Here is a 26,981-nt window from a genome sequence, read left to right as displayed (position 1 = left end):
ACCTCTTCTTCAAGCTCTAACTACAAGTAATTATATACCTTAATGAGTGAATAGAAGTATAATCATCATTACCATGTTTATACTGACATTATATCTTTTTCTTTTTCTTCTAATAATTTATCAATTTCTTTAATTGAGTTGTCAGTTAGTTTTTGTACATCATCTGCTTGTGATTTTAAATCATCTTCAGTGATATCGCCATTTTTTTCTTGCTTTTTAAGTACATCATTTGAATCTCGACGAACATTTCTAACTGCTACTTTCGCATCTTCGCCAATTTTTTTAACTTCTTTTACAAGCTCTTTACGGCGCTCTTCAGTTAATGCTGGGATAACAATACGTATAACTTCTCCATCACTTGAAGGGTTCACGCCTAAGTTAGCAGCGTTGATTGCTTTTTCAATATTGCCGACAGACGATTTATCATATGGTGCAATCACTAATAAACGTGCTTCTGGCACATTGATACTAGCAAGTTGTTGAACTGGTGTTGGTGCACCATAGTAATCAACATTTACGCCATTCAATAAATTGGAATTGGCTCTTCCGGCACTGATATTAGCTAATTCTCTTGAAAGATTGTCAACAGATTTTTGCATTTTTGATTTCGTATCATTTATAACGTCGCTCATTCTCATACACCTCTAATTATTTTGTTATTATTGTTCCTATTTTTTCACCCATTACCGCACGTTTAATATTACCTTCTTCAGTAATTGAGAACACATTCAACGGAATGTTGTTATCCATACAGAATGAAGATGCTGTTGAATCCATTACTTGTAAACCATCTTGCAACATTTGAATATGAGTAAGATGTTCATACTTAATAGCATTAGGGTCTACCTTTGGATCGGCAGAGTAAACGCCATCAACATTATTTTTACCCATTAAGATAACATCGGCTTCAACTTCAGCCGCACGTAAGGCTGCTGTAGTATCAGTTGAGAAGTATGGATTACCAATTCCCGCTGCAAAAATAACTACACGTTTTTTCTCTAAGTGTCTAATTGCACGGCGACGAATGTATGGTTCTGCAACTTGTTTCATTTCAATTGAAGTTAAAACGCGTGTGTCACATTCTAATTGTTCAAGGCTATCTTGTAACGCTAAAGCATTCATTACCGTAGCTAACATACCCATGTAATCAGCAGTACCACGGTCCATGCCTAAGTCACTACCCGTTTTACCTCTCCAAATATTACCTCCGCCAACGATAACTGCAATTTCACAGTCCATCTTCGCAACTTCGGCTACTTGTTCAGCCACGCTTTTAATCGTAATTGGATTAATTCCAAATCCATCATTACCTGCTAGTGCTTCGCCACTTAATTTTAAAACAACACGATCGTATTTAGAAGTTTGAGCCATTGTCTTATCCTCTCTATTGTAAAAATATGTAATTGATACAAGTAAAGAAGACACAATAGGTCTTCCAATACAAAAGTAAATCTTTCATACGGAGCACAAAGGTGTCTTCTTTCTTGTTTTAACTATGAAAAATTATTTCATTTGCCCTTTTACTTCGTCAGCAAAGTTTTCTTCACGTTTTTCCATGCCTTCGCCTACTTCATAACGTAAGAAGTCAACAAGTTTTCCACCTTTTGATTTCAAGAAAGCTTCAACTGTTTGATCAGGATCTTTTACAAAGTTTTGGTCAACTGCACAAATTTCTTGTAAATATTTACGTAAACGTCCTTCAACCATTTTTTCTACAATTTTCTCTGGTTTACCTTCGTTTAGTGCTTGTTGTTTTAGAACTTCTCTTTCGTGATTAATTTCATCTTCGCTTACTTGTTCAGATGAAACATATTTAGGATTGATTGCAGCAATGTGCATAGCTACGTCTTTAGCAGCTTGGCCATCAGTTGAACCTTCAACTACAGTTAACACACCGATACGTCCGCCCATGTGTAAATAAGAACCAAAAGCATCATTATCTGATTTTGTTCTAATAGCGAAACGACGGATACTTAATTTTTCTCCGATAGTTGAGATAGATTCTTTAACACGTTGGTCTACTGATTTACCATCAGCTAATGTAGTTTCTAATAATGCTTCTACTGTTTCAACTTTTGTGTCTAATACTTGAATAGCAATTTCTTTCACTAATTCTTGGAAACCTTCGTTACGAGCTACGAAGTCAGTTTCTGCATTAATTTCTACAATTGCTGCTTCATTGCCTTTTTCTTCAACATGAACGAGACCTTCTGCCGCAATACGGTCAGATTTTTTAGCAGCTTTTGCGATACCTTTTTCACGTAGGTAGTCAACAGCTTTGTCGATGTCACCATCAGTTTCTGTTAACGCTTTTTTACAGTCCATCATACCTGCACCAGTTTTTTCACGTAATTCTTTTACAAGTTTAGCTGAAATTGCCATTTCATATTCCTCCATTATTTAATGAATTTTAATATATTTATTTTTAAAAAAGGGTGATAAGCTTGAATATCTTATCACCCATTTTACATTATTCTTAGTTTGATTCAACAGAAGTGTTTTCTTCAGTTGTTCCTGCTTCAGTAGCTTCTTTTGATTCTTTTAAATCAATATTTTGTTCTGCTGCTACTTCTTCATTAGATACACCTTGTTGACCTTCTAAGATTGCATCTGCCATTTTACCAGTTAATAATTTAACGGCACGAATAGCATCGTCGTTTGCTGGGATAACGTAATCAATTTCATCTGGATCACAGTTAGTATCCACAATACCAACGATAGGGATGTGTAATTTGCGTGCTTCAGCAATTGCGTTGCGCTCTTTACGAGGATCAACTACAAATAATGCTTGAGGCATTGATTTCATATCACGAATTCCGCCTAAGAATTTGATTAAACGGTCGTATTCTTTTTTAAGTTCTACAACTTCTTTTTTAGGTAATACTTCGAATAAGCCATCTTCTTCCATTTTTTCAATCTCAGAGATGCGTTTGATACGTTTAGAAATTGTTTTATAGTTAGTTAAGATTCCGCCTAACCATCTTTGGTTTACATAGAATTGACCAGCACGTTCTGCTTCAGCTTTAACTGAATCTTGTGCTTGTTTTTTCGTACCAACGAATAAAACCTTTCCGCCATCTTCTGATACTTGTTTAATGAAGTTATAAGCTTCTTCTACTTTTTTCACTGTTTTTTGTAAATCGATAATGTAAATACCGTTTCTTTCAGTGAAAATGTATCTTTTCATTTTTGGGTTCCAACGACGTGTTTGGTGACCAAAGTGAACGCCTGCTTCTAGTAATTGTTTCATTGAAATTACTGCCATAATTAAAATCCTCCTATTGGTTTATTACCTCCACAAAAAGCTCATATAAACACGATAACTAAATACCGCACCCTTTATACTTGCACTTTTTGTGTGCGTATTGGCTTCATAGCCGTGAATAAATATATCATATTTGTATTTATAAAGCAATACTTTCATACTACTATTCCACACATTAAAAGAACATCTAAAAGTCTTATGATTTAGACGCTCTTTTTAATGCTATATTTTAAAATTAATTTGCGTATTTATTATTTAATTCTTTCTAACTCATCTAAGAATTTTTCTTTTTTCACTTTAATAAATGTACCCTTCATTCCTAAAGAACGTGATTCAATAACACCAGCACTTTCAAGTTTACGCAGAGCATTGACAATAACTGAACGTGTGATACCTACTCTATCTGCAACTTTTGATGCAATAAGTAATCCTTCTTTACCACCTAATTCTTCAAAGATATGCTCGATTGCTTCACTTTCAGAATATGATAAAGAATTAATTGCCATGCTAATAGAAGCTTTATCTCTTGCTTCTTGTTCAACTTCACTATGTTTTTCACGTAAAATTTCCATACCAATGACTGTAGCAGCATATTCGCCAAGTACTAAATCATTCTCAGAGAAATCTTCTTGAACACGTCCAAGTACCAAAGTACCTAATCTTTCACCGCCACCTAAAATTGGAAAAATTGTAGTTCGACTAATTTTGAATAATTCTTTGTTTTCTGGTGGGAACACAGATAATACGTTCTCAATATCAATGTTAGATTGTGTCTCTCTAACATCCATTAATTTATCTGTATATTCTTTAGGTATGTGTCTATTTTCAAGCATTTGTATAATGCGATCATTTTTCAACAATTCGTTTAAACTTGATCCTAAAATTTTTCCTTTTCTAGAAACAATAAATACATTTGTTACTGTTACACTACTTATTGTTTGTGCTACATCCTTAAAATCAACGGCAATACCTTTGTGCTTTTGCAAAAGTGTATTTAATTCTCTAGTTTTCGATAATAAGCTCATATTCCTTCTCCTTTTTATTTATATTATAAAATAAATGCACTTAAATCTTTATTTGTTGAAATTGATTTCAACTTATCATCAACATATTGTGGCGTAATGTCTACAACCGCATTGGGCATACTTGGTGCTTCAAATGATAAATCTTCTAGCATTTTTTCAAGTATAGTATGCAAACGACGTGCGCCAATGTTATCAGTATCTTGGTTTACCTGGAACGCAATTTCTGCTAGACGTTTAATCGCGTCATCGGTAAAGTTGACTATCACTTCTTCTGTTTGAAGTAGCGCTTCATATTGTTTGATAAGTGATAATTTCGGTTCAGTCAAGATTCGCACAAAATCTTCTACTGAAAGATTTTTTAATTCAACTCGAATTGGGAAACGACCTTGCAACTCAGGAATTAAATCACTTGGTTTAGCCACGTGGAATGCTCCAGCACCAATAAATAGCATATGTTCAGTGTTAACAGTACCATATTTCGTTTGTACCATGCTACCTTCAAGTATTGGTAAAATATCTCTCTGAACGCCTTGTCGAGACACATCTTGACCTGAATTTTGATTGTTTGTTGCAACTTTATCGATTTCATCAATAAATATAATCCCCATTTGTTCAGCAAGTTCAATTGCTTGTTGATTTGCTGATTCTTGATCAATCAGTTCGTCGGCAAATTGATCCGTTAATATTTTACGTGCTGTTTGTACAGGTACTTCTCTTTCTACTTTTTTCTTAGGCATGAGTTGTTTCATCATATCTTGCATTTGTTCATTTTGATTTGTGCCTAACATCCCCATAGCGCCTGGGTCTTGTTCTACTTTTAATCTTACTTTTTCTTCTTCTAGTACGCCATTCAATAATTGTTGTTTAATTTCGGAACGCTTTGTCTTGATTTCATCTGTAGGCGTTTCCTCTTCTTCATCGTTGCTCTGACCAAAGTTTGGCATCGAACCACCAAACAATGATTCTAAGGGATTATTCCCATTGTTATTCGTATTATTCGCTTTTTGCTTCATACTAGGTACTAAAAGTTTTACTAATTTTTCATTTGCTTTTTGCTTTGCTTCTTCTTCAACTAAAGCTTTCTTTTGTTCTTTAACTAGTCTAATAGCTACATCAACTAAATCTCTTACCATGCTCTCAACATCTCGACCTACATAACCTACTTCTGTAAATTTAGTAGCTTCTACCTTTATAAAAGGTGCACCTACAACTTTAGCCATTCTTCTTGCTATTTCCGTCTTACCTACACCTGTGGGTCCGATCATCAAAATGTTTTTTGGTGCAATCTCTTGTTTAGCTTCTTCAGCTAAAAGACTTCGTCTATATCTATTTCTTAGTGCTATTGCTACTTTGCGCTTTGCATCATCTTGCCCAACAATGTATTCATTCAATTTTGAAACGATATCTTTTGGTGTTAATTTAATGCCAGTCGTTTCCATAAAATAAATTACCTCCGTAATTTTGATTTCAATTACTCTAAAAAGTATTTGTAAATTTATTTATTATTACTATATCCTAAATTTTTACAATTATACATTTTTATTTTCATTGTACTTTTTTAGTTTTATCTTTTATAATTTTTCAACTACGATTTGATCATTTGTAAACACACAAATATCAGATGCAACTTTTAAACTTTCATAAGCCATTTCTTCTGCAGTTAAGTTTGTGGCATGACGTTTCAATGCTCTTCCAGCACTCAAAGCGTAATTACCACCTGAACCAATTGCTATTAAAGCATCATCTGGTGCGATTACTTCTCCTGTACCACTTACTACTAGTATTGAATCCTCATCCATAACGATTAACATTGCTTCTAGTTGACGCAGTTGTTTGTCACCTCTCCATTCTTGAGCTAATTCAACTGCGGCTCTTTCTAAATTACCACCAAATTGTTGTAATTTAGTTTCGAATTTTTCGAATAATGTAAATGCATCTGCTACGCTTCCTGCAAATCCTGCTAAAACTTTATCGTTGTATAAGCGTCTAACCTTTCGTGCTGTTTGTTTCATAATTACTTGTTCACCAAGCGTTACTTGGCCATCACCTGCCATTGCTGAATGACCGTTATGTTGCACTGCAAAAATCGTTGTCGCATGAATAGATGTACTCATAATCTAATTCTCCTTTTTTGCACGAGGATGTGCGTTTAAATATACTTTTTTTAATTGCTCATTTGTAACATGCGTGTATCGGCCTGTAGTTGATAAGTTCACATGACCTAACAATGATTGAACAGTACGTAAATCAGCCCCTTGATTAAGCATATGTGTTGCAAATGTATGTCTTAATTTATGTGGATGAATATCCGTGACGCCAGCTGTACGTTTTACAACATCGTTTAACACATAACGAACGCCACGCTCTGTGATAGGCGCACCGTTCATATTTACTAATAAATAATTATGATCACTTTTGCTTTTAGGTTTAAATAATTCTAAGTATCGTTCTATACTTTGTTTGCAAAATTCCCCAAATGGAATAAAGCGTTCTTTACCACCTTTACCTAACACTTTTACACCAGGTGAATTCATATCTAAATCATGCGCTCTTATATGGACTAACTCCGAAACCCTTATGCCTGTTGCATAGAGAAGTTCCAAAATCACTCTATCTCTCAAACCTTTTTTTGGGTCTTTTTCAACAGTTTCAAATAAAGCTTCCATTTCTTCTTCATAAAAAAAGTGTGGTAAATATTGTTCTTTCTTGGGATGCACTAATTGAATAAATGGATTTATAACTTTTTCATCTTGCGTCATCCAATATTCATAAAAACTTCTCAGCGTAGAAATTTTACGAGAAACTGAGGTTCTTTTCAAGTTTTTCGAATATAAATAACTTAGATAGTTTCTTGCATCTTTGTATTCGAATGCAGATAGCTCTAAATATTCTTGATTTAAAAATACATTAAACTGTTCTAAATCATCGTGGTATGACTTTAAAGTATGCTCTGAAAACTGTCGTTCAACTTTTAACATAAACAAATATGCCTGCTGGATTTCTTCCAATAAAAACCCCTCCATCAATATGAATTGTAGCATATTGATGGAGGGGACTGCGAAAAATAACTATTAAATTGAGTCAAACTTACAAAAATTTTAGGAAATGGTTATATTAACGAATATTTTATAATGTTTGCTTATAATTATCTAAATATGATAATGCGCGGTCTGCAAGTTTTTCATAACGTATTTTTTTATCCTTAACACGCTTTTCTATAGTTGGCAGTAAACCAAAATTCGCATTCATTGGCTGGAAATTTTTCTCGTTTTTAGCATGAGAAATATAATATGCCATACTTCCAATCATTGTTTCTCTTGGAAATATTACGCCACCTTTACCTTTAATTTTATGCGCTACGTTGATGCCTGCAACTAAGCCACTTGCTGCACTTTCAACATAACCTTCAACGCCAGTCATTTGGCCAGCAAAATGAACTTCTTCTCTACCTATCAACTCATACTTATCTGTCAACACATCTGGCGAATTAATAAATGTGTTTCGATGCATCACACCATATCTTACGATTTCTACATTTTCTAAACCAGGGATTAAACGAATAACGCTTTTTTGTGCACCCCATTTTAAATGTGTTTGAAAACCTACAAGATTATACAATGTACCAGCGGCATCATCTTGCCTCAATTGTACAACTGCATATGGGCGTTCACCTGTCTTTGGATCTTCTAGTCCGACTGGCTTCATAGGACCAAACAATAAAGTCTTGCGTCCCCGTTCTGCCATAACTTCAAAAGGCATACATCCTTCAAAGTATTTTTCTTTCTCAAATTCATTAACTGGTGCTACTTCTGCTTCCATCAATGCATCATAAAATGTATTAAATTCTTCTTCCGTCATAGGGCAGTTTAGATACGCTGCCTCACCTTTATCATAACGAGATTTCAAATATACTTTATTCATGTCTATACTTTCTTTTTCAATTATTGGAGCTGCGGCATCATAAAAATACAATTGATCTTCACCTGTAGCTTCTACAATTTCAGCAGCCAATTTTTCTGTAGTTAATGGACCAGTAGCAATGATTGTATAACCTTCAGGTATGCTATTGATTTCTTCATTTAACACTGTTACATTGGGATGTTTTTTTAAAGTTTTTGTAACGTAACTAGCAAAATCATGTCGATCTACGGCTAATGCACCGCCAGCAGGCACTCTTGCTTTGTCTGCTGCACTAATAATAAGTGAATCAAGTCGTCTCATCTCTTCCTTGAGAACACCAACTGCATTTGTTAATGCATTGCCACGTAATGAGTTTGAGCAAACTAACTCAGCAAATTGATCAGTATGATGTGCTGGTGTTTGCTTCACTGGTCTCATCTCTATTAAATTAACTTTAATTCCTCTTTGAGCTAATTGATATGCTGCTTCCGAGCCAGCTAGACCAGCCCCTATAACATTGACAGTTTGAGTCATTTAACTTCCTCCAATACATTAAAAATAGCAACTACGACGTCATATCATAATTATATGCATCTACATTATAAATATGTGTCGTTAGTTGCTTATAGAATTATTAATATATTCGTAATGTTCATATGCATTACCCAATAATTAACAAATGATATGGTTGCTTATTTTTGTAGTTCTTCTTTATAATCACAGCTCGAGCAAATAACCTGACTTTTACGTCCTTGTTTTTTCTCAACTAGATATTGTTCACATTTAGGACAATCACGTCCTATTGGTTTGTCCCATGTAACAAAGTCACACTCAGGATATTTTGAACAGCCGAAGAAAATACGGTTCTTTTTAGATTTGCGTTCAACGACATCGCCCTCTTTACATTTAGGACAAGTCACGCCAATCTTTTTGATAATAGCTTTCGTGTTACGACAGTCTGGGAAGTTAGAACATGCCATGAATTTACCATAGCGTCCCATTTTAATTACCATTGGAGATCCGCATAGTTCGCAATCTTCTCCAGCTGGTTCATCTTTAATTTCAATTTTTTCCATTTCTTCTTCTGCACGTTCAACATCTTGACTAAAGCTACTGTAAAAATCACGGATTACTTTTTTCCATGGAATTTCGCCTTCAGCTACTTTATCCAATAACGTTTCCATGTTTACAGTAAAGTCGACATCAATGATTTCAGGAAAATAATCCTTCACTTGCTCATGAACGATTTCACCTAGTTCAGTAGGCACAAAACGCTTACTTTCATTTTTTACATAATTTCTTTTTTGTATCGTATCTATTGTCGGCGCATACGTAGATGGTCGACCAATTTTCAATTCTTCCATTGTTTTTACTAAACGCGCTTCAGTATAACGCGGTGGTGGTTGCGTGTAATGTTGAGAAGGTTCAATGTCAGTTGCTGTAACCATTTCACCTTCTTCAATATTAGGTAGTTTATTTTCTTTACCGCCTCCTTCGTCGTCTTTAGTTTCAATGTATAGTGTCATGAACCCTTTAAACTTAATCGTTTGTCCATTCGCACGGAATTTCAAATCATTTTGTGTTAAATCCATAGCTACGGTATCTAATATCGCAGGTGCCATTTGACTTGCGACAAAACGTTCCCAGATTAATTTATATAATCTGTGTTGATCACGCGTTAAATAATTCTTCATTTCATTTGGTGTACGCAATGTTCCAGATGGTCTGATTGCTTCATGGGCATCTTGATCACCTTGTTGTCCTTTAGCTTTACGATTTGACGTATAGTTATTACCATATGTTTCTTCAATATAACTTTTCGCTTCAGTTTTAGCTTGATCAGATACTCTTGTTGAATCTGTACGCATATATGTGATTAAACCGACTGTACCTTGTCGTTTCAAATCAATACCTTCGTACAATTGTTGCGCTAGCATCATTGTTTTTCGTGCTTTGAAGTTCAATTTTCGTGCAGCTTCTTGTTGCAATGTTGATGTTGTAAATGGATTAGCTGGATAACGCGTTTTTTCTTTTTTGGTAACTTTTGTTACTTCAAACTGATCTCCATCTAATTGTGTTGTAATTTTTTCTACATCATCTTTACTTGTTAACTTAAATGGCTTGTTTTTTAAATGAAGGAATTTGGCATTGAATTTGGATTTCTTATATCTAAATTCGCCTTCAATTTTCCAATATTCTTCTGGTTTAAAGTCTCTGATTTCATTTTCGCGATCAATAACTAATCTAAGTGCAACAGATTGGACACGTCCAGCTGATAAACCTTTTTTAACTTTTTTCCACAATACTGGCGAAATATTATAACCAACTAAACGGTCTAATATACGTCTCGCTTGCTGAGCGTCAACAAGATTCATCTCTATGCCTCTAGGATGTTTAAAGCTATCTTTCACGGCATCTTTTGTTATTTCATTAAATACTACTCTATTTTCTACTGATTCTTCTAAATTTAATATGTTCGCCAAATGCCAAGCAATTGCCTCACCTTCACGGTCAGGGTCACTCGCTAAGAATATTTTTTTTGCTTTCTTAGCATGTTTTTTAAGTTCTTTAACAACTGGACCTTTGCCGCGTATCGTAATATATTTTGGTTCAAAATCATTTTCATCATCTACGCCCATTTGGCTACGTGGCAAATCTCTAACATGCCCCATAGATGCGATAACTTTATATTTTTTACCTAAATATTTTTCAATGGTTTTAGCTTTTGCAGGCGATTCAACTATGACTAAATTTTCTGCCAAAGTAGTTACCCCCTTGCATTTCTAATTACAAAGATAAATGATAAACGGTCTATTTTGTTTTTGTCAATGTTTTTAATTTTAAGTTACCTGGATTTCTAATAATATTGACTAAAAAAGAAAACAAATGTCATCGTAATTTCATAATTATAAAATGCCTTTTCTTACATTAATAAGTTCCCATTTAATTCAATTAAATTTCAATTATAATCTATTAATATATCACTTGCTTTCAAAATAATTTTTGCTCCTTCTTGAGCACTTAATAAATTTCCTTCAGTCATCGGATTAAAGATAGAACCTGGTAGTATGTACACTTCTCTATTTTGTTCTAAGGCAAAATTCGTTGTAATACATGTACCACTATTTGCTTTAGATTCTGTAATCAATATACCTTTGGACAATCCACTTATTATTCTATTACGCTCAGGAAAATGATGCTTTTTCGGTCTTTGAAAAGGAAGATATTCACTTACTACAAGTCCTTCGATTTCTAATTGTTTTCTAATTTCAAACGTTTCTTTTGGATAATGTTGTAAATGACCAAAACCTAGTACTGCAATTGCAGACATGTGCATTGATAAAGCATGCTCATGTGCCATTTTATCTGCGCCTTTAGCTAAGCCTGAGACTATGATTAAATTTTCTTTTTTAAATGAAGGAAAAAGAAAGTTCAATGCTTTTTGACTATATTCTGTCGCATGCCTTGAACCTATAATAGCAAGAGTTTGAAGAGATTGCATTAAAGATAACTTTCCTCTATAGAAAAGGATGAGTGGTGGTTCATAGATTTCTCGAAGTAATATGGGATATGAAGACTGTTCTATTGAAATGTAATCTAAATTCCATTGTCGCAACATTGTTAATATATTTTTAACTTCTATATTAAGATATTGTTCATAAATTTCTGTTTTTCTCTTTATTTTTAATGTACTTAAAAATTGTTTGAGTAGATGATTTTGTTCAACTTGATTATAGTCTAAAAAATTAGAATTATACCTTAATAATTGATGTATTTGTCGTGTAGTTAAGCCTGAAAAACGTAATTTTAAATATTGGTGTTCTCTCATTATGATTCTCCTTTTCATCTCAATTATAATGGATAAAACCAGCTTATTAGATTACAAAACCACATCATTTTCTAATGAAAAGTAACAAGATTTTAAAGAGTAATTCTGTATTTTAAATTCACTTCAAACTAGAAATTCCTGACACTTTAATGAATAAAATAAAGAATATGTACGTATTACTTCTAATTATGATTAGCCAAGTAATAAAAATTTCCAATCGTTTTTCTTCTATTATAAATGTAGTTATTTAAAGTTTCATAAAACAGTGGTTATTCACCTTGAAATATATCTTCTGTAAATTGAATCCTTCAAATTTATAAAACTTATAAGGATTTTTATGCAACAAAAAACGGTTGATAAGAAAAGAACATCTATCCCTATCAACCGCGAGTATCATATAATCTATAATGTTTAAATACTTAAAATAGCACAAACTCCGACATATTTTCGGAATTTGTGCTGGGTCTGTAAAATACAATTATTGTTTGACAGTTAATAATTGTTCGTAGATGCCTGCATCTTTAGCTGCATCAATTAATGTTGTACCAATTCCTGATGGTGTATCTGCAGTTTTAACACCACAATTGTTAAGTGTTTTAACTTTTTCTTCTGCAGTACCTTTACCACCTGAAATAATCGCACCGGCATGGCCCATACGTTTACCTGGAGGGGCTGTTTGGCCACCAATGAAACCTATCACAGGTTTAGTCATGTTCGCTTTAATCCACTCAGCAGCTTCTTCTTCTGCTGTTCCACCGATTTCACCAATCATAACGACTGCTTTTGTTTCATCATCTTCATTAAATGCTTTTAACACATCAATAAAGTTCGTACCATTGACTGGATCGCCACCGATACCTACTGCTGTTGTTTGGCCAATACCTTCTTCAGTTAATTGGTGTACAGCTTCGTAAGTTAAAGTACCTGAACGGGATACTACGCCTACATGGCCTTTTTTATGGATATAACCTGGCATAATACCAATTTTACATTCATCTGCAGTAATAACACCTGGACAGTTTGGTCCTATAACACGTGTTTCTTTACCTTCTGAGTAACGTTTAACTTTAACCATATCAACTACTGGAATATGTTCTGTAATACAGATAGCTAAATCTAATTCTGCATCTATACACTCTAAAATTGCATCTGCTGCGAATGGCGCAGGTACATAGATTACAGATACTGTAGCACCTGTTTCTTTTTGTGCTTCTTCAACTGTGTTGAATACTGGTACACCTTCTACTACTTGTCCGCCTTTACCTGGTGTTACCCCAGCAACAATTTGTGTACCATATTCAAGCATCTGTTTTGTATGGAAAAGGGCAGTTGACCCTGTGATACCTTGTACAATTACTTTTGTATTTTTATCAATAAATACGCTCATCTTAGTGCTCCCATCCTTTCCTACGCTTCTTTAACAAGTTTTACGATTTTTTGTGCGCCTTCTGCCATAGTTGCAGCTGATTCAATTGCTAAGCCAGAATCTTTAAGAATTTCTTTACCTTTTTCAACATTTGTACCTTCTAAACGTACAACAAGCGGTAAAGTAAGCTCTACTTCTTTAACTGCAGCAACGATACCTTCAGCAATAATGTCACATTTCATAATTCCACCAAAGATATTAACAAAAATACCTTTTACGTTGTCATCACCTAAAATGATTTTAAATGCTTCAGTAACTTTTTCTTTAGTTGCACCGCCCCCTACATCTAGGAAGTTCGCCGGATTGCCGCCAAAGTGGTTAATTGTATCCATAGTTGCCATTGCTAAACCAGCACCATTTACCATGCAACCGATGTCTCCATCTAATGCAATATATGATAAATCGTACTTAGAAGCTTCGATTTCTTTTGGATCTTCTTCTTCCAAATCGCGTAATTCTAGAATATCTTTATGTCTAAATAACGCATTATCATCAAAGTTAACTTTTGCATCTAATGCTAAAACATTACCATCATTAGTTGTTACTAACGGGTTGATTTCTACAATAGAACAATCTTTTTCGATGAAAACATTATAAAGTGAAACTAAAAATTTAGCTGCTTTATTAATTGATTCTTTTGGAATATTAATATTAAAAGCGATTCTTCTAGCTTGATATGGTGCTAAACCAACAATAGGATCAATAGTTTCTTTGAATATTTTTTCAGGTGATTCAGCAGCAACTTCTTCAATTTCAGTTCCGCCTTCTTCTGATGCCATCAAAGTAACACTATCAGTCGCACGATCAATTACAAATCCAACATAATATTCTTTTTGAATATCGCAGCCCTCTTCTATGTAAAGGCGTTTAATTTCTTTACCTTCAGGACCAGTTTGATGTGTTACAAGCGTCTTACCTAATAATTCTTTAGCGTAAGTTTCAACTTCAGATAGTGATTTAGCGATTTTAACTCCACCAGCTTTACCTCTACCCCCAGCGTGAATCTGTGCTTTTACCACATATACTTTTGAATTTAATTCTTTTGCTTTTTCTACCGCTTCGTCAGCAGTGAACGCTACGCGTCCTTCTGGGACAGCAACACCCATTGTACGAAATAATGCTTTACCTTGATACTCGTGGATATTCATTCTCCATCCTCCTGTTTCTTAGGTTAAGTTCATAACTAATTATATGAAATGTAAGCGCTGTTGTAAACTCATTTAGCCCAGTTATTTAAATCTTTTGTTTTTCACCATTAATTTGAAAGTGATTTAATTGGTTCAAAAGTTTTTCTGTGTTCATTTATAATACCGTGTCGATTTATACCATCTAAGTGTTGTTGAGTACCATATCCAACATTTTTTTCGAATCCATAACCTGGATATTTATCCGCTAGTTCACGCATATATCTATCCCTATGTTCTTTTGCTAACACACTTGCTGCTGCTATAGAAACACTTTTGGCATCTCCTTTAACTATTGATGTTTGAGGAATATCTATATCCAGTGTCATCGCATCTATCAGTAAATGTGTAGGCTTAACAGATAAAGTCTCAACTGCTCTTTTCATTGCCAATTTAGTTGCTTCATAAATATTAATTTGGTCTATTTCTTCAACTGTCGCCACACCATATGCATATGCGTATACTTCTGATAATAATTGTTTTTCTAAAAAATTCCTTTTCTTTGCAGAGAGTTGCTTTGAGTCATTTAAACCTGTGAAATGGTGGTCCTTATTTAAAATAACTGCACAAGTAACAACAGGGCCAGCTAACGGTCCTCTTCCCACTTCATCTATGCCACAAATTAACGCTTTGTCATCATCATCTAGTATTTCATTTTCATAATGAGACATCACTTTATAATTTTCTAGTAATGTTTGAACTTTTTCCAATTGTTTTCTTCTAGAAACAATCGCATTTTGTACACCCTTACGCGTATCGTCATTGACAGAATGCTTTTTTAAAGTTTCTATAGAATGAATATCTTGCAACAATAATTTAATTTCTTGAATAGTTTGTTTCATAAATATATTTACACGTCCATTTCATTAGCTATATCAAAAGTGTAAGTGCCTATTCTGGCATTTCTCACTTCATGTATAACTAAATCAATAACCGCTTCATAATCGACTTCATTACCACGTCTTAATAATCCACGACGACGTCCTATAGCATCAAACCACTCTAGGTTCTCTGCGTCGATTGGTACATCTACTTTGTAATGTTCTTTTAAACCTTCATAGTCATGTGCTTTCATAAATTCTAAACCATAAATTGCTACTTCATCTAAATGCACGATACTATCTTTGATAGCACCAGTGATACTTAATTTCTTACCAACTAATTGATCTTCAAATTTAGGCCATAAGATACCTGGCGTATCTAACAATTGTAATGATTTCCCTACTTTAATCCATTGTTGTTGTTTCGTTATACCTGGTGTATTACCCGTTTTAGTGACAGATTTATTTGCTAATTTATTAATTAATGTTGATTTTCCAACGTTAGGGATACCAACGATCATTGCTCTAATCGCACGTGGTTTTAATCCTTTTTGCTTTTCTTTCTCGAATTTTTCTTTTGTTGCTTTTATTGCGGCTTGCTCTACGAGTTTTAAACCTTTGCCGTGTTTTGCATCAATTGCAACAGGATAAAAGCCTTTCCCTTTAAAATAATTTTCCCATTTTACCAGCTCTTTTAAATTTGCCATATCTTTTTTATTTAAAATGACCACACGTGGTTTTTGTTGTATTACTTCATCAATCATTGGATTTCTTGAACTATATGGGATACGTGCATCTACAAGTTCAAACACTACATCTACTTTTTTTAACTCTTCGGATACTTCTCTTTTTGCTTTAGCCATATGGCCTGGATACCATTGAATTACCATATACATCACCTTTCTCTATTTACGCTCTATTTAATTAAAAGTTTTTAATTATATACTTGTGCTTTAATTTCATTTTCTATTCTTTGACTTTAAAATCATAACACGTCACCTATAACGATATAAATAAAATAATGTCATTATTATCTTATTACTTTAATTTTACAACATTATTTAGTAATATACTTCAAATTATTTTAGACACCACGTTTAAACCTCCTAAAAACGACTGAAATTTGGTTGTCTTTTATTTAACCTCTCTAACTTTTAAAACGCTTAAGACTTAATGAATTATATTTTTTTAAATAAATAATAGTTATTTTTATCTAAATTCTTAAAATATCGTTACAATGGAATTATATTTATTACATATACAGGAGTCATTTATGAAGCGTAAATTTTTGTACACATGTTTATTCTTATTACTAGCTGTTATTGGACACAGTTATGTTATTTATAGATTTATCCATGATGGCGTTTTATTTACAGGGCCTAATGATGGTATGGAACAAATGGTGCCAATTCAAATGTATTTATTTGATAATTGGAGTCACGGCAATTGGTTTTACGCTTCTGACTTTGGTTTGGGCGGAGACTTTTTCACTGACTTAAGTTATTACTTTTCGACAAATATTATATTTATTTTGAACGTCATTATTATTGTCTTACTTAAAACAGTCTTACCAATGGATACCTCTGATGTGATGTTTTGGATGACAAACGCCTTAGTCGTTTCTATAATTAAATCTGCTATAGCAATGATAGCAACATTTATTTATGTCCATTATATTTCACATAATCGCAAAGTGGCCGTATTAGCAGCATTTATTTTTGTGATGTCACCACTTTATTTTAGGTTCACAGTCTATTGGCCATTTTTTAGTGATGTTTTTATATGGTTACCATTACTGCTATGGTCAATCGAACGTTTCTTAAAAAGTGGTAAACCAGGTTTCTTTATTATTATCGTAACAATTTCATTAATTAATAATTTTTATTTTGCCTATTATCAATTAGTAACAGGCCTTTTGTATTTTATGGCTAGAACGATTTTCAAACATAAAAATGATCTCGTACCTAGATTCAACGCATTTATGACATTATGTATTTCAGCATTATTTGCATTAGGTTGCAGTTTGTTTTTCTTTTTCCCAGCAATACAAAGTTACTTTAATAATAGACGCATCCCTTTTGATGGAGATGTAGACTTATTTGAACCTTTTAACCAAAACACAAATATATTTTACGACAATTATTTAATCGTCATACTTTTCTTAACGCTCCAAGCATTGCTATCATTCAAATTATATAAACATTTTTATTTCAAATTATTTGCTATTTTTACGTGGATTTCAATTTGTGCTAGTTTTCTACCTTTTGTGGATCAGTTATTTAATGGCTTTTCAGCGCCACAAAAACGCTGGCACTACCTCATCACTTTTAATTCGGCTGTTTTAATAGGTTTTTATGTAAAATATTTTCGAACTTTATCTTTAAAAACTTACATATTATCCTCTATAGTCGCTTTAGGTTTTGTCTTTGCAAGTGCTTGGCAATATGACAAGTTTGTTTCATGGTTATGGTATATGCCTATAGTCAGTTTGATTGGTATACTCATACTGTTCGTTAAAGAACCTAAAATAAGAACGAAATTAACACGTTTCTTTATATTGTCCATTATGATTCTTTCCGTTTTAGTGTCTATTGTATTTATACGCAACCAAATTTATTTTGATGACCATGTTCAACGCGCAAATAGTTATTATGTTAATGCAAGTCTCTTTGACACACCGCTTCAGCAGCAGTTAGTTTCTGATATGAAAAAAGAAAAATCTGAAGATGAGCGGATTGATTGGCGTGTTAATGAGCAAGATAATACACCGATGTATCAGCACTTTAAAGGAATGAGTCTTTATTCAAGTATTTTTGACCACAATATACTGAATTATTATTATGATGATTTGAAAATCAACATGAAAGAAGAATCTGTAAGTAGATATCAATCAACGAATAGCAGGCAAAACATTAATAGTTTATTATCTGTACGTTATTTAATGTTAAAAGCTTACCAAAATAACGTGCCTGCATATTTCAAAAAAGTTAAAAAAGATGGACAATACCAAATCTATGAAAACTCTTTAAACCTTCCGTCTGTGCGTGTCACAGATCAAGTCTTTGATGCACAAAAACTTAAAGAACCTATAGATAGAGAACATGCAATGATCGATGGAATAATTTTAAATAACGTGGGTAAAACATACACAGATAAAGCTGAAAATTTATTAAATCAAACCGAAATTAACTATCAAAATATGAATCGCAAATCAGATAAAAAAATATATATTCCTAACAATAATCAACTAGGACAAGTACAGATCCATGTTCCAGAGAACATGAGAGCACAATACAAAGATTTTTACATGACGCTAAAAGTTAAACGAGGCAAGCCTGACAGCAATTTTTCTGTAAATATAAACGGTTATTCGAACAATCGTTTATACAACAATTCTACTTATCGTACTGGCGTTGACACACAACTTTATAGAACACAGCCAGATCAAAATGGTAATATAAGTATTGCACTTAGCCCTAGTGGTAATTATGAATTTGAATTACAAAGTTTACACGGGGAAGATTATAAAAAACTTGAAACTGCACATAGCAATCAGAACAATGTAGGTCATTATCAAGATATCAAAAATGGCGTTAAAGTAACATTAAGTCGCCATAAGAAAGGCATTGCCTCAATTAATATTCCTTATAGAAAAGGTATGACTGCATATGTGGATGATAAAAAAGTAAAACCTTTAAAAGTAAATTATATGATGACTGGTGTGCCTGTAAATAAAGAAAGTAGTAAAATTATAATTAAATATAGACCACAATATTGGTATACTATGATCACTATTTCAGTCTTAAGTATCATCTTGAGTGTGATTTGGTGCATTCATAAAAATAAAAAAGCACAGCGCAATTCAAATTAATATTTAAAAGGAGTTTGTCAGAGATGAGGTATGATTATGTTTAGTAAACTTTGGGCCCACAAAGTTACAAGATTTATTTGTATCGTTGCGCTAGGTATAGGCGTAGCTTTACTAACATTCACACCATATATTTTTCGTTGTTTGACTGAAGGTATCGTTTTTAGCGGAGATGGTGATGGCTATAGGCAAATGATGCCATTTCAAATGTATTTGTATGATCATTTTAGCCAATTCACTAGTTTTTATGATCATTCATTTGGGTTAGGTGGCGATTATGTAAAAGATTTATCTTATTATTATGCTACTTCTCCATTTACTTTGATTAATTTTATTTTTGTCTGGCTATCAGAAGTGTTATTTAATAGTAATCCAAGTAACATCACGTATTGGGCAAGTAACCAATTGATTGTTGCTTTTGTTAAAGGTGTAGTGACGTTCGTATTAGCCTTTTACTATTTTAGATATATAAAATTTAAAAGCCATGCTGCTTTTCTGGCATCTATGTTATATGGCGCCTCTACAGTAGTCATTTATTTTAATTTCACCTGGTCATATTACGGAGATTTACTTATTTTTCTTCCACTCTCTTTATTGGCTATTGAACGATTTTATAGGGAAAAGAAAATAGGTTTATTTATTTTTGCTGTAGCTCTAACTTTATTTTCAAATTTCTATTTTAGTTATTATGAATCACTTGTACTGTTTGCATATTACCTTTATAGATTAGTATTTCCACATCCGAGTGATATCGTAACTCGAAAACAAAAATTATGGATTATCCCTGTAGCGATAGTATTAAGCACACTAGTCAGTATTTGGGGATTCTATACCGGAGTCACTTCATTTTTCAACAATGATCGAGTTAGTAATCCACATTTTAATATCGATATGTTTACAGATTTTGCACGACAAAAACACTTTTTTAGTAATGGATTTTATATCACTGTTTCGATTATCGCTATAGTAGCATTGCTATCATTTAAGTTATATAGACATTATTATTATAGATTTTTTGCAATTATGACTTGGATTATGTTGGTCGGTTCATTGACACCCTATTTTGATAGTATGTTTAATGGCTTTTCGACACCCGAACGCAGATGGGTTTACATATTTGCTTTCGCCACTGCAGGATTAATTGCATTATTCATTCAACACATTTCAGATTTAAAACTCAAATCCTATATTTTATCCTGTGTACCCACCTTGCTCATCATGTCAGTCATGACAATTATAGTTGAAAAAGAAAAAATGACTTGGATGCTCGCTTGTCTTATTATTATAATCTTTATTGGAATACTTTTATTTAAAAGGTCACTACTAAAAAAACGTTGGACATTAGTAGTATTATTAGTGTTATTTATTGTGCAACAAAGTATGATTCTTTCTAATCATCACTTTAATAATGTGAAAAACTATGAATCTACAAAATCAGCTATGCATGCGTCAAAATACAAAAGTTCTGCCTTATCTAAGAAAATAGCTGAGATCAATCAACAGCATAACGAAGATCCACTGAGTAGAATTGATTATATGGCGCAATATGGTCTTAATTCACCAATGATTTACCATTTTAATGGTATTGCTTTATATTCAAGTATTTTTGATGGTGACATATTAAAATATTATGATCAAACATTACAAATTAATATGCATACTGATAAAAATAGTACCTATCGATTATTATCAAATAGAGCGAATTTAATGGCATTATGGAACGTTAACGATCGCATACGTCGACCAAATGATTTGAATATGTCTTTTGGTTTTGAGCCTAAAGATACGATTCATCATTCAAAAAAAGAATCATTTATTCATTCAACGAACGAAATTAAATACCCAAGTGCTCATATAACCAACAAGGTTTATGATTCAAAATACCTTAAATCACCGCTTGATAAAGAACAAGCAATGTTGCAAGGTGTCGTGCTTAATGATAAAGATGCCAAACCTAATAGCTACTTTAAAACTAATGATAATTTATTAGACAAAACCTCTACCTCTTTAAATGATGCGTATAGAGATAAAGATGGAAAACTCATTGTTACAAAAGACAAAGGTGGCATCACATATACCTTGCCACCCTCCATTGCAAATAAATACAAAGATATGTATATAGAAATGGATGTTGAACTATTAAGTCCTGACAAGCAACATGACGTCGGCGTAAACGAATACAATCAAGGTCGTAATGAATTGACTTATAAATATCGCCGGTTTGTCACACCTGTTACAATGCGTGTAAAAGCAGATGAAAAACTACGCGTTAAATTGTCACAAGGCAAATATCGTTTTAATATTAAAGGCATTTACGGTGAAAACTATAAGACTCTAAATAAAGCATCTAAACAATTAGATAGCGTACAAGTTACTGAACATCGTTCTGGTTACACAATAAAAAAAGACAAAAATGATGAAGGTTATCTTGTCTTACCAATGGCATATCGTGACGGTATGAAGGCATATGCCAATGATAAAACACTCCCTGTGAAACAAGGCAATGGCATTATGACCATAATTCCAGTTGAAAAAGGACAAGAAAAAATCGAACTCAAATATACGCCGCCACATACAATCTTCTTAGTCGTTTTAAGTATTATAGGTATTATATTGAGTCTTGCATTCACAAAATGGATTAAACCAAGTAACTAAAAGAAATATTAAAATAATGTGTAAGTTATATTTGCATACAATAAAAAACCAAACAGATTTATGTTTGACTTTAATCATCAAGCAGCTTAAGTTTGCTAGAAACATCGACTAAAATTGCGTTTCTAGCAAAAAAGCATAAAGTATCTTACATTATATATATGTATCAAAAAAAGCGACTCCCATTGGGAATCGCTTTTTTTGTCTAATTTGCTGATTAACGAATTTCTTTAATTCTAGCAGCTTTACCACGTAATTCACGTAGGTAGTATAATTTAGCACGACGTACTTTACCACGACGTTTAACTTCAATATTTTCGATTTTTGGAGTGTGTAATGGGAATGTACGTTCCACACCAACACCTGAAGATATTTTACGTACTGTGAAAGTTTCTGAAACTCCTCCACCACGGCGTTTAATAACTACACCTTCGAATAATTGGATACGTTCGCGAGTACCTTCGACAATACGTACGTGAACTTTTAAAGTGTCACCTGGACGGAATGAAGGTATATCTGTGCGTAATTGCGATTGCGTTACTGCTTCGATTAATTTGTGATTACTCATTATTTTTCTCTCCTTCAACCTATGTTCTTGCCTGGACAAAATATAGCAGCGGACCATAGTGATTTTCGTGTGTCGCACACTTAAGATATGTTAGCATATTACTAATCTTTTTTCAATTGCTTTTTATATCTTTCTATAATTTCTTGGTCTTTTTTAGTCAATGGATAATGTTCTAATAAATCAGGACGCTTTTCCCACGTTCTTAAAATTTTCTGTTCATGACGCCAGTTATCAATGTGGGCATGATTACCTGATAATAAAACGTCCGGCACATTCAAATCCTTGTACATACGAGGTCGAGTATATTGCGGAAACTCTAGTAAACCATCTTGAAACGAATCATCCATGTGAGATTGTTGATTACCTAAAACACCAGGTAAAAGTCTAACTACCGCATCTGTCATTACCATCGCTGGTAGCTCGCCACCAGTCAATACGTAGTCCCCCATTGAAATTTCATCAGTGACTAAATGTTCACGGATTCTTTCATCATATCCTTCATAATGTCCACAAATAAATACTAAGTGCTCCGCCTGACTGAGTTCATTAGCTATTTTTTGAGTAAATGGGCGTCCTTGAGGACACATTAAGATGACCCTTGTGTCTTCTGTTTGCTCAATACTATCCATAGCATTGAATATAGGTTCCGGCTTTAAAACCATCCCCTGGCCACCTCCAAATGGGTAGTCATCCACTTGGTTATGTTTATTTTCAGCGAAGTGTCTAAAATCCACTGTATTTACTTGTAACAAATCTTTCTCTTGAGCGCGTTTTAAAATAGATTGGTTTAACACGCCTTCAAACATACTAGGAAATAATGTTAAATAGTCGATTCTCATTAATCTAATAATCCTTCCATAGGCGTGATTTGAATGCGTCTACCTTCTACATCAATCTCTTTGACCACGTCGGCGATATAAGGAATGAGGTATTCTTTGTCGCCTTTGACTACCCATACATCGTTTGCACCTGTTTCAAATATCTCAATCACACGACCAATTGGAGTGTCTTCATTAAAAACGGTACAGCCAATGATATCCGAATAATAAAATTCATGTTCTCCAAGTTCTATTTCTTCATGATCACGTTCTTGTAAAAGTGTTTCACCTTTTAAATACTCGATATCATTAATGTTATTGATGCCTTCAAACGTAAGCATATGCAAGCCTTTATGCATACGGTATGAAGCAATTTTAAATTTGAGTGGCGCTTTATCTTTACGTGCTATTTCAACTATTTCTCCTGGTTGAAAACGTTTATCTGTAAAATCAGAATTAGATTTTATTTTCACTTCACCTTTAATGCCATGTGTATTTACAATTTTCCCAACTTCAACTTTCATATATGTGCCTCCGATAAATGTATCTTATAAGTGTTGTGTATTTTTATGTATGATTTAATTATTATAACATGTATAAATTAACATAGTAATACATTACTCACTAGAAAATTTTCTTATTTTCAACTATTTTAAAGCACTGATTATAATATTTTCCATTAAAAAAAAGAGCACCTAAACGGTACTCTTACAAATAATATATTTGTTTAATAAGTCTAAAACTTATTTTTGGTCGTCGAATTTTTTCAAAATACCTTCTCTTGATAAGATATTATGAACTGTATCAGTCGGTTTAGCACCGTCTTTTAACCATTTAAGTGCTAATTCTTCGTCGATTTTAACTTCTGGTGCATTTACATTGTTAGGGTTGTAAGTACCGATTTGTTCGATATTACGACCGTCACGTGGCGCACGAGCATCTGCAACTACGATACGATAGAATGGATTTCTTTTTGAGCCTAAACGTGTTAAACGAATTTTAACTGCCATTTATATTCTCTCCTTTTAATTTCATAAGTATTTATTTTCTACAAGAAATAATGATACCAGTTCTTCTGATGTTTGTAAAGAGGTTATCCTTTACCAATTTTAAAAAAACATTTTTTCTCCTCAATTATCTTGTGAACTACGCGCTTTTGTCTATTTTCCCTTTTCACGCCCTTGATAAAACTTTGATATTCCTTGAATTATTTTAAGTCTCTTGACATCTATATTTAAAAGCTATACATTGAGACTAAATTAAACAAACGCATACACTAGGGGTGTTATGAACTGAGATGAGTACAACTCAAACCCTTTGAACCTGATCTAGCTGAAACTAGCGGAGGAAAGTGTGAAAGATTTTATATCATATATTCAAGGGGCAATCTTGCCTTTTTGCAATATCACTATTCTATCATTTCTAATACACAACTTTCTATAGTGAGGGTTGTGTATTTTTTTAATTTTAATTTTTAAAATTTTAGGAGTGAAAGTTATGAATAAAACTATTTTAGTAACTGGTAGTAGTAGAGGTTTAGGTGCAACGATTGCAAAAACATTATCGCAACAAGGGTATAATATTATAATCAATTATTACAAAAATAAATCGTTAGCAGAAAATCTTGTTTCTGACATCGGATTAGACTCTGCAATTGCCATTCAAGCTGATGTCACAAATAGAAATGATATTGAACGCTTAATTGAACAGGCTATCCAATATTTCGGTAAAATTGATGTTGTAGTTAACAATGCATTAGTAGGTTTTAAATTTGATCCTACACAGCAAAAAGCATTTAAAGATTTAACATGGGCTGATTACCAACGACAAATAGATGGTACATTAAAGGCTGCCTTCAATGTAACACAAAGTGTTATGCCTCAATTTTTAGAAAGACAGCAAGGTAATATTATTTCTATTGGTACAAATTTATATCAAAATCCCGTTGTACCTTATCATGAATATACAACTGCAAAAGCTGGGTTAATTGGTTTTACACGTAATATTGCTGCCGAGCTTGGTCAATTTGGTATTAGAGCCAATGTCGTGTCAGGAGGCTTGTTAAAAACGACTGACGCAAGTGCTACAACGACGACTGAAGTATTTGATATGATTGCACAAACAACACCTCTTAAGCGTGTGACGTCACCACAAGACATTGCAAACATGGTTGCATACTTAGCATCTGAACAAGCTAACGGTATAACAGGTCAAAATTTCACTGTTGATGGCGGCTTAACGATGAATTAAAAAATTATAAATTGGAGGTGTTTTCTATGTCTGATAAAAATCAAAAACAACTTAATATTGGCGTTTTATTATATGCTTGTGGTCACCACCAAGCTGCTTGGTTGATGCCTAACTCTAGTGTGACACGTATCGGTGAAATTACTTATTATCAGGAATTAGCGCAACTTGCTGAAAAAGGACTATTCGACGCAGTATTTTTCGCTGACAATCAATCTTTTCCTGCAAAATCTTCGACTGATATGCCAGCATTTTGGTTCGATCCAATTGTCAGTTTATCTGCTATTGCTCATGTGACAACACACATTGGACTTGTTGCAACAATTTCAAGTACGTTCTCAAACCCTTTTACTGCATCTAGACAATTACTCAGTCTAGATCATCTATCACATGGACGTATAGGTTGGAATCTTGTCACCTCTATGACAGATTTAGAAGCCTTAAATCACAGTATGGAAACGCTCCCTAATCATAATGAGCGCTACGAAATTGCTGCTGAATTTGCAAAAGTTATGAATCAGTTATTCACATCTTGGGATAGCAAACATTTTCTACATGATCGAAAGACGAAAAGAATTATTAATGATGATGATATTAATGCTATTAATCATCATGGCAAACATTTCAAAATTAAAGGACCATCAACAACACCAAGTAGTCCACAAGGTCGTCCAGTAGCTATGCAAGCTGGCGCATCTTCACAAGGTATTGCTTTGGCAACTCAATATGCAGATGCAGTGTATTCAGTATCCTGGAACTTTAAACAAGCACATGCTTTTCGAGAAAAAATTGATCAGCAATTACAATTATCACAAAACAGTAATAGATATATCAAAATTTTCCCAGGTCTAGTTACATATGTCGCTGAAACTTATGAAAAAGCTTATGCTAAGAAAGAGACATTAGACAAAGCCTTACCAGTGGAAACTGCACTAAAACAATTAAGTGTCTTCATTCAACAAGATTGTCATAACTGGGAGTTAGATGAACCCGTGCCTCTTCTGCCTCCTGTAGAAGATTTTACAGGACCAGTTGGCCGTTACGAAACAATATTGGAAATCATTCGTGACACTCATCCAACTGTACGAGAACTACTTGGTTACTTAAACGCTGGTGGTGGCCATTTCACATTGATTGGCACTCCTGAAGATATCGTAGATCAAATGGAGCACTGGCTACTAAGTGGTGTAGCCGATGGTTTTAATTTGATGCCTCCTGTCTTTCCAGATAGTTTAGAGGATTTCGTAGAATTTATTGTGCCAGAATTACAAAAAAGAAATTTATACAGAACAACTTATGACGGTCATACTTTCCGTGATCATTTAGGATTAGAAAAATTTTAATCATTTTACAAATAATATAGTTAACGCAAAAAACC

The 26,981-nt window shown here is 33.4% G+C and carries 23 protein-coding genes and 1 riboswitch; of the genes, 4 read left to right on the top strand and 19 right to left on the bottom strand.

The features are described 5' to 3' along the window. Window positions 1–77: 77 nt before the first annotated feature. The 15 genes from frr to ylqF form a co-directional block, all read right to left on the bottom strand. Window positions 78–632, bottom strand: coding sequence for a ribosome recycling factor (frr, locus tag ACA31_RS03705; RefSeq protein ID WP_057512028.1), 555 nt, complete (start codon window positions 630–632; stop codon window positions 78–80). A 16-nt stretch (window positions 633–648) separates the two neighbouring features. Further along, window positions 649–1,371 (bottom strand): UMP kinase, encoded by a 723-nt coding sequence (pyrH, locus tag ACA31_RS03700; RefSeq protein ID WP_021338738.1) that lies wholly within the window; start codon window positions 1,369–1,371, stop codon window positions 649–651. A 132-nt stretch (window positions 1,372–1,503) separates the two neighbouring features. Then, window positions 1,504–2,382 (bottom strand): translation elongation factor Ts, encoded by an 879-nt coding sequence (gene tsf, locus ACA31_RS03695; protein WP_057512027.1) that lies wholly within the window; start codon window positions 2,380–2,382, stop codon window positions 1,504–1,506. A gap of 94 nt (window positions 2,383–2,476) precedes the next feature. Next, on the bottom strand, window positions 2,477–3,265 hold the full coding sequence (gene rpsB, locus ACA31_RS03690) for a 30S ribosomal protein S2 (RefSeq protein WP_002507858.1): 789 nt from the start codon (window positions 3,263–3,265) through the stop codon (window positions 2,477–2,479). Window positions 3,266–3,516: 251 nt separating this feature from the next. After that, the gene (gene codY / locus ACA31_RS03685; RefSeq protein WP_057512026.1) at window positions 3,517–4,290 is read right to left on the bottom strand and encodes a GTP-sensing pleiotropic transcriptional regulator CodY; all 774 of its coding nucleotides are present in this window, start codon (window positions 4,288–4,290) and stop codon (window positions 3,517–3,519) included. Window positions 4,291–4,313: 23 nt separating this feature from the next. Next, complete coding sequence (hslU, locus tag ACA31_RS03680) at window positions 4,314–5,729, bottom strand: ATP-dependent protease ATPase subunit HslU (protein ID WP_057512025.1); 1,416 nt, start codon at window positions 5,727–5,729, stop codon at window positions 4,314–4,316. A 132-nt stretch (window positions 5,730–5,861) separates the two neighbouring features. Next, window positions 5,862–6,404, bottom strand: coding sequence for an ATP-dependent protease subunit HslV (gene hslV, locus ACA31_RS03675; RefSeq protein WP_002507861.1), 543 nt, complete (start codon window positions 6,402–6,404; stop codon window positions 5,862–5,864). Window positions 6,405–6,407: 3 nt separating this feature from the next. Next, a complete protein-coding gene (xerC, locus tag ACA31_RS03670) occupies window positions 6,408–7,298 on the bottom strand; it encodes a tyrosine recombinase XerC (protein WP_057512024.1) in 891 nt (296 codons plus the stop codon). A 118-nt stretch (window positions 7,299–7,416) separates the two neighbouring features. Next, a complete protein-coding gene (gene trmFO, locus ACA31_RS03665) occupies window positions 7,417–8,724 on the bottom strand; it encodes an FADH(2)-oxidizing methylenetetrahydrofolate--tRNA-(uracil(54)-C(5))-methyltransferase TrmFO (RefSeq protein WP_057512023.1) in 1,308 nt (435 codons plus the stop codon). Between the two features lie 158 nt (window positions 8,725–8,882). Then, complete coding sequence (topA, locus tag ACA31_RS03660) at window positions 8,883–10,952, bottom strand: type I DNA topoisomerase (protein ID WP_057512022.1); 2,070 nt, start codon at window positions 10,950–10,952, stop codon at window positions 8,883–8,885. Between the two features lie 197 nt (window positions 10,953–11,149). Next, the gene (dprA, locus tag ACA31_RS03655) at window positions 11,150–12,019 is read right to left on the bottom strand and encodes a DNA-processing protein DprA (protein WP_057512021.1); all 870 of its coding nucleotides are present in this window, start codon (window positions 12,017–12,019) and stop codon (window positions 11,150–11,152) included. 478 nt (window positions 12,020–12,497) lie between these two features. Further along, window positions 12,498–13,406 (bottom strand): succinate--CoA ligase subunit alpha, encoded by a 909-nt coding sequence (gene sucD, locus ACA31_RS03650; protein ID WP_057512020.1) that lies wholly within the window; start codon window positions 13,404–13,406, stop codon window positions 12,498–12,500. 20 nt (window positions 13,407–13,426) lie between these two features. After that, window positions 13,427–14,593: an ADP-forming succinate--CoA ligase subunit beta gene (gene sucC, locus ACA31_RS03645; RefSeq protein WP_057512019.1), complete on the bottom strand. Its 1,167-nt coding sequence runs from the start codon at window positions 14,591–14,593 to the stop codon at window positions 13,427–13,429. Between the two features lie 107 nt (window positions 14,594–14,700). Beyond that, window positions 14,701–15,471, bottom strand: coding sequence for a ribonuclease HII (locus ACA31_RS03640; protein WP_057512018.1), 771 nt, complete (start codon window positions 15,469–15,471; stop codon window positions 14,701–14,703). Window positions 15,472–15,479: 8 nt separating this feature from the next. Continuing rightward, window positions 15,480–16,340 (bottom strand): ribosome biogenesis GTPase YlqF, encoded by an 861-nt coding sequence (gene ylqF / locus ACA31_RS03635; protein WP_057512017.1) that lies wholly within the window; start codon window positions 16,338–16,340, stop codon window positions 15,480–15,482. 383 nt (window positions 16,341–16,723) lie between these two features. Between ylqF and ACA31_RS03630 the strand changes: the two genes are divergently transcribed. Both ACA31_RS03630 and ACA31_RS03625 read left to right on the top strand, forming a co-directional pair. Beyond that, window positions 16,724–19,321, top strand: coding sequence for a YfhO family protein (locus ACA31_RS03630; protein ID WP_057512016.1), 2,598 nt, complete (start codon window positions 16,724–16,726; stop codon window positions 19,319–19,321). 36 nt (window positions 19,322–19,357) lie between these two features. Beyond that, a complete protein-coding gene (locus ACA31_RS03625) occupies window positions 19,358–21,973 on the top strand; it encodes a YfhO family protein (RefSeq protein WP_057512015.1) in 2,616 nt (871 codons plus the stop codon). Between the two features lie 214 nt (window positions 21,974–22,187). Here ACA31_RS03625 and rplS read toward each other — a convergent pair whose 3' ends face one another. From rplS to rpsP, 4 genes are all read right to left on the bottom strand, one after another. After that, window positions 22,188–22,538, bottom strand: a complete 351-nt coding sequence (gene rplS / locus ACA31_RS03620) for a 50S ribosomal protein L19 (protein WP_057512014.1) — start codon at window positions 22,536–22,538, stop codon at window positions 22,188–22,190. Between the two features lie 101 nt (window positions 22,539–22,639). Further along, window positions 22,640–23,377, bottom strand: a complete 738-nt coding sequence (gene trmD / locus ACA31_RS03615) for a tRNA (guanosine(37)-N1)-methyltransferase TrmD (RefSeq protein WP_057512013.1) — start codon at window positions 23,375–23,377, stop codon at window positions 22,640–22,642. After that, window positions 23,377–23,880 (bottom strand): ribosome maturation factor RimM, encoded by a 504-nt coding sequence (gene rimM / locus ACA31_RS03610; RefSeq protein ID WP_057512012.1) that lies wholly within the window; start codon window positions 23,878–23,880, stop codon window positions 23,377–23,379. The genes trmD and rimM overlap by 1 nt, the downstream gene beginning before the upstream one ends. 219 nt (window positions 23,881–24,099) lie before the next feature. Continuing rightward, the gene (rpsP, locus tag ACA31_RS03605; protein ID WP_057512011.1) at window positions 24,100–24,366 is read right to left on the bottom strand and encodes a 30S ribosomal protein S16; all 267 of its coding nucleotides are present in this window, start codon (window positions 24,364–24,366) and stop codon (window positions 24,100–24,102) included. A gap of 258 nt (window positions 24,367–24,624) precedes the next feature. Further along, window positions 24,625–24,723, top strand: a riboswitch (TPP riboswitch). 130 nt (window positions 24,724–24,853) lie between these two features. Between rpsP and ACA31_RS03600 the strand changes: the two genes are divergently transcribed. Together ACA31_RS03600 and ACA31_RS03595 are read left to right on the top strand one after the other, a co-directional pair. Continuing rightward, window positions 24,854–25,606 (top strand): 3-oxoacyl-ACP reductase, encoded by a 753-nt coding sequence (locus ACA31_RS03600; protein WP_057512010.1) that lies wholly within the window; start codon window positions 24,854–24,856, stop codon window positions 25,604–25,606. Between the two features lie 26 nt (window positions 25,607–25,632). After that, entirely contained in the window at window positions 25,633–26,946 is a 1,314-nt protein-coding gene (locus ACA31_RS03595; RefSeq protein ID WP_057512009.1) for an LLM class flavin-dependent oxidoreductase, read from the top strand. Window positions 26,947–26,981 lie beyond the last annotated feature (35 nt).

The sequence above is a fragment of the Staphylococcus sp. NAM3COL9 genome, from assembly GCF_001431205.1.
Taxonomy (GTDB): domain Bacteria; phylum Bacillota; class Bacilli; order Staphylococcales; family Staphylococcaceae; genus Staphylococcus.
The sequence above is the reverse complement of the archived record's forward strand: the minus strand, read 5'-3'. Positions and strand labels throughout refer to the sequence as shown.

What these genes read in the sequence shown, in the direction of transcription:
- frr (WP_057512028.1), bottom strand. Translation starts at nt 632, where the DNA reads ATGAGCGACGTTATAAATGATACGAAATCAAAAATGCAAAAATCTGTT.
- pyrH (WP_021338738.1), bottom strand. Translation starts at nt 1,371, where the DNA reads ATGGCTCAAACTTCTAAATACGATCGTGTTGTTTTAAAATTAAGTGGC.
- tsf (WP_057512027.1), bottom strand. Translation starts at nt 2,382, where the DNA reads ATGGCAATTTCAGCTAAACTTGTAAAAGAATTACGTGAAAAAACTGGT.
- rpsB (WP_002507858.1), bottom strand. Translation starts at nt 3,265, where the DNA reads ATGGCAGTAATTTCAATGAAACAATTACTAGAAGCAGGCGTTCACTTT.
- codY (WP_057512026.1), bottom strand. Translation starts at nt 4,290, where the DNA reads ATGAGCTTATTATCGAAAACTAGAGAATTAAATACACTTTTGCAAAAG.
- hslU (WP_057512025.1), bottom strand. Translation starts at nt 5,729, where the DNA reads ATGGAAACGACTGGCATTAAATTAACACCAAAAGATATCGTTTCAAAA.
- hslV (WP_002507861.1), bottom strand. Translation starts at nt 6,404, where the DNA reads ATGAGTACATCTATTCATGCGACAACGATTTTTGCAGTGCAACATAAC.
- trmFO (WP_057512023.1), bottom strand. Translation starts at nt 8,724, where the DNA reads ATGACTCAAACTGTCAATGTTATAGGGGCTGGTCTAGCTGGCTCGGAA.
- dprA (WP_057512021.1), bottom strand. Translation starts at nt 12,019, where the DNA reads ATGAGAGAACACCAATATTTAAAATTACGTTTTTCAGGCTTAACTACA.
- sucD (WP_057512020.1), bottom strand. Translation starts at nt 13,406, where the DNA reads ATGAGCGTATTTATTGATAAAAATACAAAAGTAATTGTACAAGGTATC.
- sucC (WP_057512019.1), bottom strand. Translation starts at nt 14,593, where the DNA reads ATGAATATCCACGAGTATCAAGGTAAAGCATTATTTCGTACAATGGGT.
- ACA31_RS03640 (WP_057512018.1), bottom strand. Translation starts at nt 15,471, where the DNA reads ATGAAACAAACTATTCAAGAAATTAAATTATTGTTGCAAGATATTCAT.
- ylqF (WP_057512017.1), bottom strand. Translation starts at nt 16,340, where the DNA reads ATGGTAATTCAATGGTATCCAGGCCATATGGCTAAAGCAAAAAGAGAA.
- ACA31_RS03630 (WP_057512016.1), top strand. Translation starts at nt 16,724, where the DNA reads ATGAAGCGTAAATTTTTGTACACATGTTTATTCTTATTACTAGCTGTT.
- ACA31_RS03625 (WP_057512015.1), top strand. Translation starts at nt 19,358, where the DNA reads ATGTTTAGTAAACTTTGGGCCCACAAAGTTACAAGATTTATTTGTATC.
- rplS (WP_057512014.1), bottom strand. Translation starts at nt 22,538, where the DNA reads ATGAGTAATCACAAATTAATCGAAGCAGTAACGCAATCGCAATTACGC.
- trmD (WP_057512013.1), bottom strand. Translation starts at nt 23,377, where the DNA reads ATGAGAATCGACTATTTAACATTATTTCCTAGTATGTTTGAAGGCGTG.
- rimM (WP_057512012.1), bottom strand. Translation starts at nt 23,880, where the DNA reads ATGAAAGTTGAAGTTGGGAAAATTGTAAATACACATGGCATTAAAGGT.
- rpsP (WP_057512011.1), bottom strand. Translation starts at nt 24,366, where the DNA reads ATGGCAGTTAAAATTCGTTTAACACGTTTAGGCTCAAAAAGAAATCCA.
- ACA31_RS03600 (WP_057512010.1), top strand. Translation starts at nt 24,854, where the DNA reads ATGAATAAAACTATTTTAGTAACTGGTAGTAGTAGAGGTTTAGGTGCA.
- ACA31_RS03595 (WP_057512009.1), top strand. Translation starts at nt 25,633, where the DNA reads ATGTCTGATAAAAATCAAAAACAACTTAATATTGGCGTTTTATTATAT.